Annotated in this window: 16 protein-coding genes and 1 other RNA gene; 6 read left to right on the top strand and 11 right to left on the bottom strand. The window is 35.9% G+C overall.

Features of this window, described 5'->3' with window-relative positions:
• The first annotated feature begins 234 nt into the window (after nucleotides 1-234).
• The 3 genes from HF990_RS12090 to HF990_RS12100 all read left to right on the top strand — a co-directional run bounded on the left by HF990_RS12090 (nucleotide 235) and on the right by HF990_RS12100 (nucleotide 3,056).
• The gene (locus HF990_RS12090) at nucleotides 235-1,203 is read left to right on the top strand and encodes a DMT family transporter (protein ID WP_096549857.1); all 969 of its coding nucleotides are present in this window, start codon (nucleotides 235-237) and stop codon (nucleotides 1,201-1,203) included.
• A 90-nt stretch (nucleotides 1,204-1,293) separates the two neighbouring features.
• Nucleotides 1,294-2,001, top strand: a complete 708-nt coding sequence (locus tag HF990_RS12095; RefSeq protein ID WP_168412689.1) for a Fe-S oxidoreductase — start codon at nucleotides 1,294-1,296, stop codon at nucleotides 1,999-2,001.
• A 185-nt stretch (nucleotides 2,002-2,186) separates the two neighbouring features.
• Nucleotides 2,187-3,056: a YitT family protein gene (locus tag HF990_RS12100; protein ID WP_168412698.1), complete on the top strand. Its 870-nt coding sequence runs from the start codon at nucleotides 2,187-2,189 to the stop codon at nucleotides 3,054-3,056.
• A 77-nt stretch (nucleotides 3,057-3,133) separates the two neighbouring features.
• Here the strand turns inward: HF990_RS12100 and HF990_RS12105 are convergent, their stop codons facing one another.
• The 8 genes from HF990_RS12105 to HF990_RS12140 all read right to left on the bottom strand — a co-directional run bounded on the left by HF990_RS12105 (nucleotide 3,134) and on the right by HF990_RS12140 (nucleotide 11,606).
• A complete protein-coding gene (locus HF990_RS12105; RefSeq protein WP_168412690.1) occupies nucleotides 3,134-3,874 on the bottom strand; it encodes an alpha/beta fold hydrolase in 741 nt (246 codons plus the stop codon).
• Between the two features lie 80 nt (nucleotides 3,875-3,954).
• Nucleotides 3,955-4,662 carry a GNAT family N-acetyltransferase gene (locus HF990_RS12110; RefSeq protein WP_184656249.1) on the bottom strand — a complete coding sequence of 236 codons (708 nt, stop codon included), beginning with the start codon at nucleotides 4,660-4,662 and terminating at the stop codon, nucleotides 3,955-3,957.
• Nucleotides 4,663-4,673: 11 nt separating this feature from the next.
• On the bottom strand, nucleotides 4,674-5,789 hold the full coding sequence (locus HF990_RS12115) for a mandelate racemase/muconate lactonizing enzyme family protein (RefSeq protein WP_096549861.1): 1,116 nt from the start codon (nucleotides 5,787-5,789) through the stop codon (nucleotides 4,674-4,676).
• Between the two features lie 26 nt (nucleotides 5,790-5,815).
• On the bottom strand, nucleotides 5,816-6,931 hold the full coding sequence (locus HF990_RS12120) for an amidohydrolase (protein WP_096549862.1): 1,116 nt from the start codon (nucleotides 6,929-6,931) through the stop codon (nucleotides 5,816-5,818).
• A gap of 233 nt (nucleotides 6,932-7,164) precedes the next feature.
• Nucleotides 7,165-9,165: a TRAP transporter permease gene (locus tag HF990_RS12125; RefSeq protein WP_168412691.1), complete on the bottom strand. Its 2,001-nt coding sequence runs from the start codon at nucleotides 9,163-9,165 to the stop codon at nucleotides 7,165-7,167.
• Nucleotides 9,155-9,667, bottom strand: a complete 513-nt coding sequence (locus HF990_RS12130; RefSeq protein WP_096549864.1) for a DUF1850 domain-containing protein — start codon at nucleotides 9,665-9,667, stop codon at nucleotides 9,155-9,157. The genes HF990_RS12125 and HF990_RS12130 overlap by 11 nt, the downstream gene beginning before the upstream one ends.
• Nucleotides 9,668-9,739: 72 nt before the next feature.
• A complete protein-coding gene (locus HF990_RS12135) occupies nucleotides 9,740-10,735 on the bottom strand; it encodes a TAXI family TRAP transporter solute-binding subunit (protein ID WP_168412692.1) in 996 nt (331 codons plus the stop codon).
• A gap of 298 nt (nucleotides 10,736-11,033) precedes the next feature.
• Entirely contained in the window at nucleotides 11,034-11,606 is a 573-nt protein-coding gene (locus tag HF990_RS12140) for a superoxide dismutase family protein (protein WP_016837642.1), read from the bottom strand.
• A 106-nt stretch (nucleotides 11,607-11,712) separates the two neighbouring features.
• Here HF990_RS12140 and HF990_RS12145 point away from each other — a divergent pair, with 106 nt between their 5' ends.
• Nucleotides 11,713-11,898, top strand: a complete 186-nt coding sequence (locus HF990_RS12145) for a polyribonucleotide nucleotidyltransferase (RefSeq protein WP_168412693.1) — start codon at nucleotides 11,713-11,715, stop codon at nucleotides 11,896-11,898.
• 288 nt (nucleotides 11,899-12,186) lie between these two features.
• Here the strand turns inward: HF990_RS12145 and HF990_RS12150 are convergent, their stop codons facing one another.
• On the bottom strand, nucleotides 12,187-12,618 hold the full coding sequence (locus HF990_RS12150) for a hypothetical protein (protein ID WP_096552360.1): 432 nt from the start codon (nucleotides 12,616-12,618) through the stop codon (nucleotides 12,187-12,189).
• Between the two features lie 214 nt (nucleotides 12,619-12,832).
• On the opposite strand from HF990_RS12150, the gene HF990_RS12155 reads away from it, so the two are divergent.
• The gene (locus tag HF990_RS12155; protein ID WP_096552362.1) at nucleotides 12,833-13,474 is read left to right on the top strand and encodes a YfbR-like 5'-deoxynucleotidase; all 642 of its coding nucleotides are present in this window, start codon (nucleotides 12,833-12,835) and stop codon (nucleotides 13,472-13,474) included.
• A gap of 136 nt (nucleotides 13,475-13,610) precedes the next feature.
• Nucleotides 13,611-13,801: non-coding RNA, 6S RNA (ssrS, locus tag HF990_RS12160), on the top strand.
• Nucleotides 13,802-13,991: 190 nt separating this feature from the next.
• On the opposite strand, the gene HF990_RS12165 is transcribed toward ssrS, so the two are convergent.
• Both HF990_RS12165 and HF990_RS12170 read right to left on the bottom strand, forming a co-directional pair.
• Nucleotides 13,992-15,005: a ThiF family adenylyltransferase gene (locus tag HF990_RS12165; protein ID WP_026019016.1), complete on the bottom strand. Its 1,014-nt coding sequence runs from the start codon at nucleotides 15,003-15,005 to the stop codon at nucleotides 13,992-13,994.
• Nucleotides 15,002-15,766: a thiazole synthase gene (locus HF990_RS12170; protein ID WP_016837637.1), complete on the bottom strand. Its 765-nt coding sequence runs from the start codon at nucleotides 15,764-15,766 to the stop codon at nucleotides 15,002-15,004. The genes HF990_RS12165 and HF990_RS12170 overlap by 4 nt, the downstream gene beginning before the upstream one ends.

Genomic DNA, 15,766 nt, shown 5'->3' on the forward strand with positions numbered 1-15,766 from the left:
TTTCGATTATTGTCAGTACGCTTCGATAACATCCTAAATTTCCCCCGTTAACCAAGAATTCTATCCCTATTATACAAAAAAGCCTGTAGATTTGGCCCCTAGTTAGGGACTTTGTCTACAAGCTGAACTTACGAAGCATTTTGCTTCGTAAGTTTTTTATTTTCATGTTTGAATATTCTGTTAATATATTTGTAGTATAGAATTTTTCGATCTAAGAAAGTAGGTATTAATAAAATGAAAGAAATCACTCTTGGCATATTTGCAGCCTTATTTTTTGCGGTTACTTTTATTTTAAATCGGTCCATGGAGTTAAGTGGAGGAAGTTGGCTGTGGAGTTCTTCACTAAGATTTTTCTTTATGCTTCCCTTCCTTATTGCCATTGTTTCTTACCGAACTGGTTTTGAAAATTTACGTAGAGAAATGAGAGAAAATACTTCAAAATGGTTGCTCTGGAGTTTCGTGGGCTTTGTTCTTTTTTACGCACCACTCACCTTTGCAGCAGCTTATGGACCTGGTTGGCTTGTGTCGGGAACGTGGCAGTTTACGATTGTTGCCGGTGTAATTCTTGCACCGTTATTTGTAACCGTCGTAGATAACAAAATCATACGTCAAAAAATACCGCTCACTTCCTTATTCATTTCATGCATTATTCTAGTCGGTATTATGCTTATTCAAATACCACAAGGAAAAGAGGTAACTTTCAATCACTTACTGCTTGGAATGATTCCGGTAGTCATCGCTGCCTTTAGTTATCCGCTTGGTAATCGAAAAATGATGGAGTTATGCGGCAGTCGAATCGATACGTTTGAACGTGTGCTTGGTATGACCATTGCATCGCTGCCAGCTTGGTTTATTTTAGCTGTTATTGCGATTTGTACAGTGGGGCTCCCTTCCATGAACCAAGTCATACAATCCTTAATTGTCGCTGTTAGTTCCGGTGTAATCGCCACGACGTTGTTCTTTATTGCCACAGACCGTGTGCGAAATCATCAAGGAAAACTTGCTGCAGTTGAAGCCACTCAATCGATGGAAGTCGTATTTGTCATTATCGGAGAAATGATAATACTTGGAGTTCCTCTACCAGATCCAATTGCACTTTTCGGTCTTGCGGTTATTATCGTAGGCATGCTACTTCATAGCTATCACACAGCGATTATAGGAAAAAAATCAGACCTATCAGAAAAAGCCAAACTTCTCCAATGACGTTTGGCTTTCCCCTTCTATATCATCTCCAAACAAAATCAGCAAAAACATGTTATGTTAAACACAGTGAAATAACATAGAGGTGATACGATGCCCGTTTTAACATATGAACAACTTACTTTCTTAAATTCCTATAGTATTGTTACAGAAGAGCCGAAAAATCCTTTATTTACATTGGAAAATATACATAAAGAATTTTTTCTAAAGGATTTTCTAAAGCTCATGATGGAAATTACCCAAGCTAGTACAGAGGCTGCAGCTATATCCCATTTCAGCTGTCGCTATGGATTATTCGTTGCTACCCAATTTTATTTTCTCACTGCTTATGATGAAATTTGGGACGGAAAATTAGAAGATGTTCGTTACTTCCATGTACATGAATATGGTATGGATACGCTCGGAACATACATTACACCTACAGACTTCCGCTATGTAGAAGATAATGAAAGGCAATATGTTATTTCAAAAATCCTTTATCAAGCCCATCAAATTATTGTACAACTTCGCCAAACAACATCCATCTCCCCTCTTACTCTTTGGGAGAACATTTTCGGATATATGTTGTGGAATTATAATGTATTGCTACAAAATCCTCTGCTGGCAGACCGAGCTTTTGAAGATATCGAAATACTTGAAGATACAAAAGTATGGCAACGTTTTTCAAATAAATCTTGGTTTTATGAATATACAAAAGGAAAAAATCCGATGGAACTCGTCAATTCGCCAGTGCGAAAAAGTTGCTGCTTTACAAAGGATATTCCTAAATTAAACGCTTGCACTTATTGTCCAATAAAATAATGTTAAGAGATTTCCTGCTTATCAAAGGTAGTTACTTTGATAGAGTAAATAGGAAATCTTTTTCTTTTTTATAACATTTTCTTCTCAATTAATCAAAAATTTATTAGAGCTAGTAGATGCAAGACTTTCAAAATTTTGATAAAATTAAAAAGCACTCTTAGGAGAAAGGATTGGAACCTATACATATGCATGAAGAAAGTCATGAACCTACCTTATTGAATAGAATTGTAAGTATTACCTTTATTATCATCGGTGCATTTATTGCTGCCTATGGTCTTGAAGCTGTATTAATTCCAAACAGCGTATCTGATGGTGGAATTACCGGAATATCCATTATTCTCTCGACGCTTACCCCACTTCCGTTAGGTCTTTTCTTAGCAATTTTAAACATCCCATTTATTTACTTAGGTTATAAATTAATCGGAAAAACTTTTGCAATTAACTCCATTATTGGTATCGGTACATTATCATTTGCTACTACTATCATGCATCATATCCCAACTATTATTAATCAGGATTCTTTATTAGTCACGATTTCAGGTGGTATATTACTCGGGATTGGTATGGGTCTAGCATTACGTAACGGCGGTGCCTTAGACGGTACGGATATGCTTGCTGTATTAATTAGTAGAAAAGTACCTTTTTCAACTGGTGAAATCATTTTAGTTATCAATGTATTTATTTTCATTTTCGTCGGTTTTGTATTTGGCGTTGAAGGAGCTCTTTCTTCAGCAATCGCCTATTATATCGCTTCAAAAGTTATTAGCATCATCGAAAATGGTCTTGAAGATGCGAAATCCGTTACAATTATAAGCAAAAATTCCCGAGAAATCGGAGAAGCGATTATCAATCGATTAGGTCGTAGCGTTACTTATTTAAATGGGATTGGTGGATATGCCAACGAGCCAGTTGAAATTGTTTATTGCGTCATCAACCGAATGGAAGAAAGTAAATTAAGAACCATCGTCAGACAGAAAGATCCAAATGCATTTATTACTTTCAATGATATTGCAGAAGTTCGTGGCGGCAATTTCAAGAAAAAAAATATCCATTAATCTACACCAAAAAAATAGATTCCAAAGAAAAAACAACAAGTTTCAACACTTTGTTGTTTTTTCCTTTTTATAAATACTCACCCATATATTGTTCTCATCTCTTTCACCGCTTCAGTTGAATACTTTGTAATAAATTCCCCATGCCCTAAATCCTTCAAAACCTTTTCTTTTATGTTAGGTATAACTTGTTTTAAGTATTTAATGGATTTTGCAGGGATGATTTCATTACTGCCGTACCAATAATACATTTCTGTTGAGTTCCGAAGGGATTGTTGTAATGAAAATTTGAATAACTCTAGAAAGCAATTTTCAATACTTTTGAGAGAAATTTGAGGATATAAAGCCTTCTTTAAGCTTTCAACATCCACATCGTAATAACTTAATAACGAGCGCATTTTAGGATGTAATTGATTATTTCGTAAGTCTAAAAGGATTTTTGATAAAATCATCGCTGCCGTTTTCGAATAAATCCCTAAAGGAAGATAGTAGGCTGCATCTAAAATTACTTTTGATATTTGTATTTTTTGATTCGCTAACAACTTTAATAAAATGGTTCCACCCATCGAAAAACCGTATGCCCCATGTACATAATCCGTATATCGACTTAATATATAATTTTCAATTTGTTCTGTTTCTTGATCAATACATTCAAAATGAGATGACGAATCTCCATTATGTCCATCCAGAGAAGGAATAATTAAATAATAATGCTTTGATAATTCATCAATGAGTGGATGAAAACTTTCCCAAGTAACGGCCATTCCGTGGATTAATAGTAACTTCGGGTTTCGGAGATTCCCAAACTCGTGAAATTCCATATCCATCTTCCTTTTTTCACTTAGTTTGGATATCCTTTTCACCCTTATACTAGAAATGATGAAAATTAAAAAGGCTTGGTCTATTCCAAGCCCTCGTTTGAAACTTTCTTATATTCAATAAACCAATCATCGTCTTGTTTTTTGTATGCAACTCCAACATATCCATTATGTAATAGGTTCTGTTGACCTTCAATATCTCCCATTGAAATAAACACCGATTCATCTCTCAATTGCAAGTGTTTGTGCAAATATTTCACGAAAATGTATCGCAATTTCCGGCCGTACTTTTCCTTCAATGCAGCAATATGCATTCCTTGATGAAATTTATCTTTTATGCTTGGGATATTATAAGGCATGACTGTCGCTAGCACATAATCGAATTTCGATGTATCAATTTGGTTCATGATAATCGTTGCCATCTTTTTTTGTAATCCATATCCACGGAAATCAGGATGCACATTTGAAATTTCTTGATATAATATTCTTTTCAAATCTGCTTCATCCGTCAATCCAATATCTCTTCCCAGACTCTGATCATCTACAATTGGGATTAAGAGCGCACGAAAAGCAATGAGACGATCATGATTAAAAATTCCAATCATCAATCCATTGCCCTTTAGAATAAATAAAAATTCCTCCGCAGAAAGAGGCTCTAACGTTTCTTGATTTGGCAGTGCTTTAACAACTTCTTGTTGGAGATCTAAAATCCGTTGTAAATCCTCTACCGTTAATCTTCTGACATAATAGGGAATATCCCCTAAAACACCTTGTTCTAACACTTCAGACATGTCTTCCACCTTTATTCAATAATGCAAGAATCTGTTGTTAATTGAGATAAAACCTCTTCATCAATTTTTACACCTAAACCTGCTTTTTCATTCAACTCAATAAATGGAATTTTATAACTTTCCTTTAAATCCCCAATATCCGTTTTAAATTTAAGTGGCCCCGTTAATTCCACACTCGTAATAATTTTTTTCGAAAAGGCTACATGAAAACCAGCAGCCGATCCAATGGATGACTCCACCATCGAACCAATTTGACATTCAATTCCGGCCATTTCCGCCATTGTCGCTAGTTTCACCGCAGGATAAATTCCTCCGCATTTCATTAGCTTAATGTTCACTTTATCTGCAGCTTTTTTTGCAATAATTTCCCTCATATCACGAACATTGCAAAGGCCTTCATCAATCATAAGAGGTATGTTGGATTTTGATTTAATTTCAACCATTGCCTCAATATCATCTGCAACCACTGGCTGTTCAATCCAATCGATGCCCATGGATTCCAAATATCGCAATGCTTTTAAAGTATTTGCGCTATTCACCCATCCTTGGTTTACATCAATGCGAATGGCAATTTGTTCTCCAACCCGTTGTCTTACAGCTTTAATTCTTTCTACATCACTTTCTACATCTCTGCCAACTTTCATCTTAAAAGATCGATAGCCTTCTTTTACTTTCTCTTCTGCCTCATCTGCCATTTTATCAGGCTCATCAATGCTTAATACGTGAGTAATTGGAAATTTTTTATGAAATCTTCCTCCAATGAGTTGATAGATAGGTACTCCAAGTTTTCTTCCCACAACGTCAAAACATGCAATATCGATTGCCGCCTTTGCACTCGGTGCGCCTTTTAATATGCGATTCATTTTGTCATGAATTTTTTCAAAATGAAAAGGCGTTTCATTAATCATCGCAGGTGCTAACGAATGTTTTAACACATGAAACGTGGATTCAAACGTCTCACCTGTTACGTGTTCATCCGGTACACTTTCTCCCCATCCAACGAATCCCTCATCCGTTGTAAGTTTTACGATAATCGATGGCATCGTTGGATACGTACCGTAACTAACAATAAAGGGTTTTATCAGTGGGAATTCCACTGCAAAAATTTCTATGCTCTTAATATTCATCAAAGTCAACTTCCTTCTAACAACATTTATTTATATTGTGTTGCATTAAACAAAGTTTTAGCCAACACTTTTGCTCCGATAATTAACGCATCTTTATTGAAAGTCATGTGCGGATGATGAAGGCCTGGCTGTAAATCTGCACCGATACCAATCATTGTCGCTTTCAACTCCGGTTTCGACACAGTGTAAAAATGAAAATCGTCACTACCTGGCGTGTGCACCGGCTCTGCTAAGAAGCCCTCTCCAACAGTATCCATAATCGCTTTTTCCGCAATTTTCTTCGCTTCTTCGGATACTTCAGCACCAGGCGTTTTATCATACCAATCCCAAACAATTTCTGTATCAAACATTTTGCTAATATTTCGAAGTCCGTTTTCTACATGTAATTGCAATGCATCTAACACTCTATTTTTTTGAGCTCGAATATCGATAGAGAAGGTAGCGTTCCCTGGAATGATATTAACGCTTCCACCATCAGCCACCACTTTCGTTAACTTCACACTATGCACTTCAAAAGGGTTTAAATAAATATTTTTCAACATTTGTTGAATCGCTACAATGATATCGATAGCATTTTTCCCTTGATATGGCCTTGCACCGTGTGCATCCACACCTCTGATCTCACCTTGTAAAAATAGTGCGGCACCATGGTGAATCGCAGGAGATACTTTACCAAAAGGCAACTCATCGATAGGTCTTAAATGAATACCAAATAGATAGGATACATCATCGATTATTCCCCTCTTCACCATTTCAATCGCTCCACCGCCTACTTCTTCAGCTGGTTGGAAAATAAACCGCACTCGCTTCTTTAAAGGAAGGTCTTTAATTCTTAGCAATGCACCTAATACCATTGATATATTCGCATCATGTCCACAAGAATGATTGGCTTTCATGACACCATCTACTTCTTGCCAAAGGGCGTCAATATCAGCTCTTACTGCGATTACTTCATCCCCTTGACCAATTTCAGCAACAAGTCCAGTCATATCGTTAAACCGTTTATATGGTACCTTTAATTCATCCAAAATTGATGCGATTTTATTAGTAGTTTGATACTCTTTCCAACTGACTTCTGGACAGTTATGAAAAAGCTCAAACCAACTAAAGACGACTTCTTCATATGTTTTCACTTGACCCATATTTTCGCACCTCTATTTTATTGCTTACTCTATTATACATAATGTAGTAATATTTATTAATTGCTTTTGCCTACACAAAAACAATTACTTCCATCATAAAATAATCATTAGAGTTTTTCGTGCGAAAATTATTCCATGTATCCCATGAATTCGGTTCAATCTATCATTTTCTATTAATAGATTAGATTTTTTACAAAAAAATATCCGTCTCTTATCGAGACGGATTAAAATCATTAGTTGATCGATGCATCTAATTTAGTGTTATTACCTTTATTTTTTGTGAATAGTTGAATCGCAAACATGATGCCGAATACGATTAATCCAATTAAATCTGACATAGATTCTGGATAAATCATCGCAAGACCCGCTAAAATCACAATGATTCGTTCTATCCAATTAATCTTACGATACCAATATCCAATTACTCCTGCACCAATTGCTATCATACCCATCATAGCTGTGAATACAACCCAAATAACCTCTAAAAATGTTACATCAATCATTAATAATGCTGGAGAGAAAACAATCATATACGGAATAATAAAGGCTGCAATAGCTAGTTTTGCCGAATTCACACCCGTTTTAATTGGGTCTCCACCCGATATACCCGATGCCGCAAATGCTGCTAGAGCAACCGGAGGCGTAATATCCGCAATAATACCGAAGTAGAATACGAAGAAGTGTGCAGATAACATCACAACAAGAGGTACTGCAGCTTGTGGAACGTCTGGTGCAAGTAATGCTACAATCGCTGGTGCCGCAATCGTTGAAGTAATAACGTAGTTGGCTGTTGTAGGGGCACCCATACCTAAAATTAATGAAGCAATCATAACAAAGAACAATGTTAATAAAATGCTTCCACCAGCTAGTTTTACTAAGCTGTTTGCTAAACTTAAACCAAGACCCGTTTTTACAACGACTCCTACAATAATACCCGCACAAGCAGTTGCCGCAACTACGGCTAATGCTGTTCTAGCTCCATCAACAAGCGCTTCAATAATATCTTTCACACCAAATTCAACTTCTTTGTTAATAAACCCAATAATAATACAAGATAGAATACCGTATAACGCTGCATGAATTACAGGAATTCCAGTCATCATTAATACGATAATTAATAGAATCGGAATTAATAAATATAGTTTTTTGAAAATTTCTTTTCGATTAGGAATTTCTTCATCCGTCAACCCACGAAGCCCCATTTTTTTCGCCTCAAAGTGAGTCATAATCCAAATTCCTGAGAAGTATAAAATGGCTGGAATAATGGCCGCTTTCGCAATTTCCCAGTAAGTGATACCGCGTCCAATAAATTCAACCATTAAGAATGCTGCTGCCCCCATAATCGGCGGCATTAATTGACCACCTGTTGAGGCTGCTGCCTCTACCGCACCTGCAAATTCCTTTTTATATCCCAATTTTTTCATCAATGGTATTGTATATGAACCTGATGTTACAACATTGGCAACGGAACTTCCTGAAATTGTTCCTTGTAATGCAGAGGAGAAGACAGCTACTTTTGCAGGTCCACCAATCAATTTCCCTGCAATTGTAATAGCTAAATCGTTGAAGTAAGATCCAACTCCTGTTTTTACTAAAAAAGCACCAAATAATAGAAAGGCAAAAATATAAGTGGCAGATACACTAATAGGAGTACCTAAAATACCGTCTGTTGAGAAATACATTAAGTTTACGATTTGTTCAAGCGATTGACCACGGTGAGCCAAGAAGTCTGGCATGTAAGGGCCAAAGAACGCATATACCAAGAATAGTGACGCTATAATTGTAATCGGTAAACCAACCGCTCTTCTCGCAGCCTCTAGCACTAATAGAATAACTATCGTACCAACGATAAAATCCATTTGGTCGATTTTCCCTAAGCTTGTTACAAGTCGTTGATAGTTAAGCGTCCAATACATCCCTGAAATTGCTGCAATGATCGCTAATAAATAGTCGTAAAATGGAATTTTCGTTTTAGATGCCTTTTTTCGTGCAGGGAATAAAAGAAAAATAACTGTTAACCCGAATCCTAAGTGAATGCTACGTTGTATATAAGCTGTAAATTGACCAAATATAGCCGTATACAATTGGAATAATGAAAAGGCAAGTAGTAGACCAAACACAATCCATTTCATTACTCCACCTAAACGTCGAACATTAGATTCGGTGTCATACTTCTCTAAAATTTCTTGTTGCTGTTCTTCTGTTAGAACTTCTAGTTGTTTATCAGTAGCCATGAGCTATTCGCACTCCTTTCATCTTGTCATAAAGAGAGATTTTTTTCACTTCAACGATATAGGAACTTCCCCGCTGAAGAAATTTTTTTAAATCATATTCCTTATCCTCGTAATAAAAAAATAAATCCCTATTGACATCTCCGACATAAAGGACAAAGTTTTCTATAAAATTATTTGAATAAAGTTTATACTTCCCATCTTCATATATTAATGTTTGCCCTTCTTCTGCAGAAGCTGGCATACCAATTGCCACATCTTCATACTCCATCAGTATCATTTTGATTTTATTGTCTATTATTTCATATGTTTCTAGTACATCCGTAAGGTGAATGGAATGGGTAAAACGAATTTGAAATAATGTATCTTTACCTACATCTATGTAATACATTTGCGGTTCATTCGTTTTTGTTTCCGTGAAGGAAATAACAGAAAAAAAAGGAAGGAAAAAAAGAACTGCGAAAATTGCGATGATGACGATTATGATAATTGCAAATTTTTTCATATTATCTCTCCATATACAAAGGGCCTGAAGAAGCACTAGCCTTCAAGCCCTTCACTTTGCAACGATCAATAATTATTCGTCAAAGTATTTTTGAGCACCTGGGTGCACTTCAATTCCAATACCATTTAGAGCAGTTTCTTTCTTAATGAATGCACCTTTAGCATGTCCAATTTTATCAGTATTGCCATAGATTGCTTTTGCAATTCCGTACGCTACATTTTCTGGTAAATCTTTCTTCACAGCAAGCATTGCAAGTACAGATACAGTAGGAACATCTTCAGCTAAACCATAATTTCCTGCTGGGATTACATCTTCTGTGTAATATGGATATTTTTCAATTAATGCTTTTGCTTTTTCAGAATCTACTGGAACAACCACTACGTCAGCTTGTGCACTTAAAGCTTCTACAGCAGCTGTTGGATATCCAGCAGTAATGAACGCTGCATCAATTTGGCCTGTTTGTAAACCATCAGTTGATTCACCAAAGTCTAAGTTTTGCGCTTGGATGTCTTTCATTGTTAAACCATGAATTTCTAATAATTGTTCAGCGTTTGCGTAAGTACCAGAACCTGGAGCACCGACAGAAACTTTTTTACCTTTTAAATCTTCAAAAGATTTAATACCTGATTTCGCTGTTGTTACTAGGTGAACAGTTTCAGGATATAGAGCACCGATAGCTACTAAATCTTCCATTGGCTCGCCTTCAAACATTAATAGACCATTTTTAGCATAATATGCAATATCTGTTTGTACGAAAGCGATTTCAGCATCGCCTGCTTTTAAAGCATTTACGTTTGCAGCAGATGCTTGTGAAACTTCAGCAGTTGTTTTAATACCCGTTTCATTTGAGATTAATTCAGCAAATGTACCACCTAAAGCATAGTAAGTACCTTGTGTACCACCCGTTACCATGCTTAAGAATTTAATATCAGATGTTGTTTCTTTGTTATCCCCTTTTGTTGAACCTTCATTTGTGTTAGAAGTGTCTTCTTTGCCACCACATGCAGCCAACAACATGAGTAACATGATGCTAATTACTGATAAAAATAGAAACTTTTTGTTTTTCAAATCAGTTCCCTCCTCTTTGTATTACATAATAGGTGTTTTAACACAGTACAATTGTAACTATTGAAAATTACTTATGTCAAATATTTTTATAGAATAATAGCGTATTAAGCAGATAATTATTTTATTATAATAGAATTTTTTATATCAAAAAAATGGGTTTGACACCACAAAAGTGTTATAATACAAGCCTTTTTTTCAAATTTTTTAATATCTGATTTATTATATTTAACAAAATAAATATAATAATAAAAAAATTTAGGATGTCGCTTAAAAATGAGCAAACATCCTGATTTTTTGGTTAATTTGACTCTACTACACCACAAGCAATTCGCGAACCAGAATTTCCGGATGGATCCGTTTTATAATCGTCAGGAGCTTCATGTAAAATAACAGAGCTTCCGTCTTCATCAAATAAGGAATTTTCCTTTCCTTTTTCTAAGGTAATATTTTTTGCAATAAATTCTATATCAACAGAGCCATTTTCATCTGGTGATATGTTCGGTAAATCTCCTGCATGGAAGCCCTTCGGATTGTCAAAACCATGTTCTTTTCCTTTAGGATTGAAATGCGCTCCTGCAGATTCAAAAGTCGGTTTTTCACACTTTCCTACTTCATGAATGTGGAAACCATGCTCTCCTTCCGGTACATTTTCCAATTTTACATGGATTCTCACACCTTCTGATGATTCGGTCAATTCAACAACCCCCATTTCATTACCCTCTGTATCAATCATGGTTGCTGTTGCAGCTAAAGCTTCTCTTGCATTCGTGGGGATTGTTTCGTTATTCTCTTCATTCGCAGCTCCAAAAAAACTGCAACCGCCTAAAAGTAATATGCTAAGTGGTAAACTGTTTAATAAGATGTTTTTCATGCTCATCCCTCCCTCGAAAAAAGTTTCGACAAAGGAGTGGATAAATATTCAAAAAAGATGGGAATGGCGAAAAACTTTCCGATATTAATGGAAAGGAGGGATTTCCGTGGATATCAATTCAATTATATCTAGTCAACTAGCCTCACTCCAACATACTCTACAATTAAGCATTCTAGACAAATCCTTAAATTTAGGATCATCCGGTGTCATTGAGATGTTGGAAAAATCAAATCAAGCACAGCATCAAATAAACCATCCGTATAAAGGAAATGTTATTGACGTGTCAATATAATGGAAAAGCAGGCGCCTGATAAGTCATTTAAGGCGACAATTTTCTATTAACGATGACACTTTCATCTCAAATAAATTGCGGCGAAGAGGCGTGTTTGATGTGACTATTTAGGAGCAAATAAAATTATTTATCATAAGTATTTGAGCCTGACCAAAAAGTTTGCACTTTGGTCAGGCCCTTCGTATTTTATTTACAAACACCTTGGAATCTTTAAAAAAACAAAAAGTAGCATTTCGAACCATTTATCATATGAATAATATTACAACCTTTCTAACAACATAAGATGACTCACCATAGCATTGGTTTATCAACCATCAACCATAACATAATCAGCAATAATATGATATATTTCCATGTTGCTTTTCGTAATTTCTCGATAAATTCTTCTTTCTTATAATGACTCGTCCCAAAGGTTTTTAATGTGGGCTTGAAAGCACTTGCTAAGAAAACAATGGATATTAACATTATGGCTATCGTTAAAACAATCCATGAATCAGTCCATTTCCATCCACTAACGATAATAAGAATCGCACCAGAAAGTACAAGAACATGACCAGCATGCTTGACAACAGTAATGGCTATTCGAAAAGACTGTACAAATCCAATCATTTCTATCTCATCCGCAGCTTCCATTTTCTTTGTTAAAGGAATCAATGTAACTAACGGACCTATTGAAATGATTGCGCTTAAAATATGAATGAATAAAAAAATAGTATGCATCAATTTCTTTCACATCCATTCTATATTACCTACATCTACTATAACATGTATTTCAAATACTTAATTTATAAATTCAATGACAAATCATTTTGGCATTTTATTAAACTATTTTACTTTTATGTTAAATGTTTAATAATCGCCTCTTATTGGATAAACTTTGATGTATGATTAACACACAGGTTTTTCATAATCATGGTTGTTAGGAGTGTTTACAATCGGTATCCATAAATTTTTTACTAGTTTAAATGATTTAGAACGTATTTTTCGAGCTCCAGGGCGCTTTAAATTTGAAGAACACAATGTTGCTGCCCATTCTTGGAAAGTAGCTCAATACGCATTGTTTTTCGGAACGCTTGAAGAAATGAATGGGGCAAAAGTCAATTGGAAATCCCTTTACGAAAAAACAATCAACCACGACTTTGCAGAAGTATTTATTGGTGACATTAAAACACCGGTAAAACATGCAAGCGAAGAGTTAAAACAAATGCTTGCTCACGTGGAAGAAAAAATGATGGAAAAATTCATCAAAGAAGAGATTCCACCTGAATTTCAAGAAGTTTTCTTCGAGCGAATGAAAGAGGGAAAAGATGGTACGTTAGAAGGCAGACTTCTTGAATTTGCGGATAAGCTTGATCAATTTTATGAATCATTCGCTGAACTGAAGCGAGGTAATACGGATAAAGAATTTATTATTATGTATCAACAAGCATTAACAAATCTTCTTCAAATGCCTTTAAAAGTAAGTGTCAATTATTTCCGAAATGAAATTTTAAAGGATGTCATGAAAGAAGATACGCAAATTAATATCGCCGATTTAACAAATGAAATATTGAACAAAATAAAGCCTCAAGAGTAAGGATTCTGCTATAGTGAGGCTTTTATTTTGTATCCAATTCTATCTCTAATATCCGTTACTTTTTTATATTAAATATTTGACTTTTTTATTAAAAGATACTTACTTGCACGAGGCTACATATTCAATTACTATTACATTAAAGCTGCGTTGTACGTTGAATATTAAGTTTTAACCTTTGAACTGAAAAAGGGAGTTTTAGATCGAAGGTGGAATGGCGAGCGTCACACTACGGTGAATGACGATATACAGGAAATCTTCTGCGAACACCCACTTGGTGGAGTCGTGGTTTTAAAACTTTCTATAATATTACGGCAAGGCGGCTTGCACTAAAAACATTACCTTAACAATGTTTGTAAAAGAGCTCTCCGATCAGGAGGGCTTTTTAATTTATTGAAAAAAATAAGCGGAGAACCTTCCCCGCTTTCTTCTATAATAATATATTTTGATACCACTTCTACTTCGCTCATAGTTAACAGGTGTCCGTGTTTTTCCCAATGACAAGCAACTTTCAGCACTTTTATGCTCCCACATATCGATGATAAATTCTTTTAGCCTTTTCTTCTTCTCTCGTTCCATGAATTAATGCCCGGCCATCTTGAAAGAGAACGATTTGAACATCTTCTGCTTGGAACGAAATTAAGTAAGGATTCGCTTTTAAATTTTGAACAAGCGGTTGGAGTCTTTTTGAGATATGATCCAATGAAATTTGTTGTTTTTGGTGCGGTCTGATTTGCACCGTATTTCTGCCACACAACACTGCTGTTTTCAAACCTGTTTCTAATGTTAAGTAAGGATGTGTGGGATTATTCCCACATGAAGGACAATCCTCTCTTTTTAAAGAAGAAACGTCAATAATTGAATGCTCCCTTTTCCAAACATCAAAGGAAACCAGTTGTTTAGACACCTCTCCACTCACTAAGTATTTCAGGCTTTCCGCTGTTTGATAAGATGCAACGATTTGCACCGCTGGACTAATGACTCCAACGGTATCACAAGTCATACCATCGGATGGAATCACTTGAAGCAAACAATTATAACACGGTGTTTGTTTTGGCACGATCGAAACGCTCATACCATAACTTCTTACAACCGCACCGTGAATCCATGGTATGCCGTGTTTCATGGCAACATCATTGATGAAAAATCTCGTTTCAAAATTATCTGTTCCATCAATGATGAGGTCCACATCTTTTACCATCTCTTCTAATTCAATTGAAAAATCCCCAACAATCCCTTCAATTTGAATGGTTGAATTGATTGTTTGTAGATGTTTTTGTGCAGCAACAGCTTTCGGAATTTTATTTTTTGCATCTTCTTCCGTATAAAGTTGTTGACGACCGAGATTCGTCAAGTCGACGTAATCCCGGTCAATGATAGTGATTTTACCGATGCCAGCTCGAGCTAACATCTCAGCATTCGCGCAACCTAGTGCCCCTGCACCAACAATGAGTACATGGCCTTTCAGTAATTTTTTCTGTCCCTCCTCACCAATCGGAGAAAACAAAATTTGTCGCGAATATCGCTCCATTATGAAAGAATCCCTTCTGTTGGACTGGAGGCAACAGCATAGCGCTTTTTCGGAATTCTTCCTGCTTCATATCCAAGTCTTCCAGCTTCAATAGCGAGTTTCATTGCTTTTGCCATTTTAACTGGATCTTTTGCACCTGACACCGCTGAATTTAATAAAATGCCATCTGCACCTAACTCCATTGCAATCGCACAATCTGCTGGGGAACCAATTCCTGCATCGACAATGACAGGAATATTTGCCTGTTCAATGATTAATGAAAGATTTAATGGATTGATAATACCCTGTCCAGAACCAATAGGAGAAGCTCCTGGCATGATAGCATGAACTCCCAATTCCTCCAGCTTCTTCGCTAACACTACATCATCAGAAGTGTAAGGAAGGACAATAAATCCTTCTTCTAATAACATTTCTGATGCTCTTAATGTTTCAATAGGATCAGGGAGAAGAGTTTTATCATCCCCAATGACTTCGACTTTCACCATGTCACATAACCCTGAAGCTTTTGCGAGTTTCGCAATTCTCACTGCTTCTTCCGCTGTTTTGGCTCCTGCCGTATTCGGTAAAAGCGTGTATTTGGAAAGATCCAACATTTCTAAAAAGTTCGGTTGGGATGGTTCATAAATATTCATTCTTCTGACCGCAAAAGTTAAAATCTCTGCTCCAGATGCTTCTACCGCTTCCTTTTGAATCTCAAAATTCGGAAATTTCCCTGTACCTAACAACAATCTTGATTGAAAAACTTTATCTGCAATTTTTAACAT

Origin of the sequence: Ureibacillus thermosphaericus, assembly GCF_012396605.1 — a bacterium.
Lineage (GTDB): Bacteria > Bacillota > Bacilli > Bacillales_A > Planococcaceae > Ureibacillus > Ureibacillus thermosphaericus.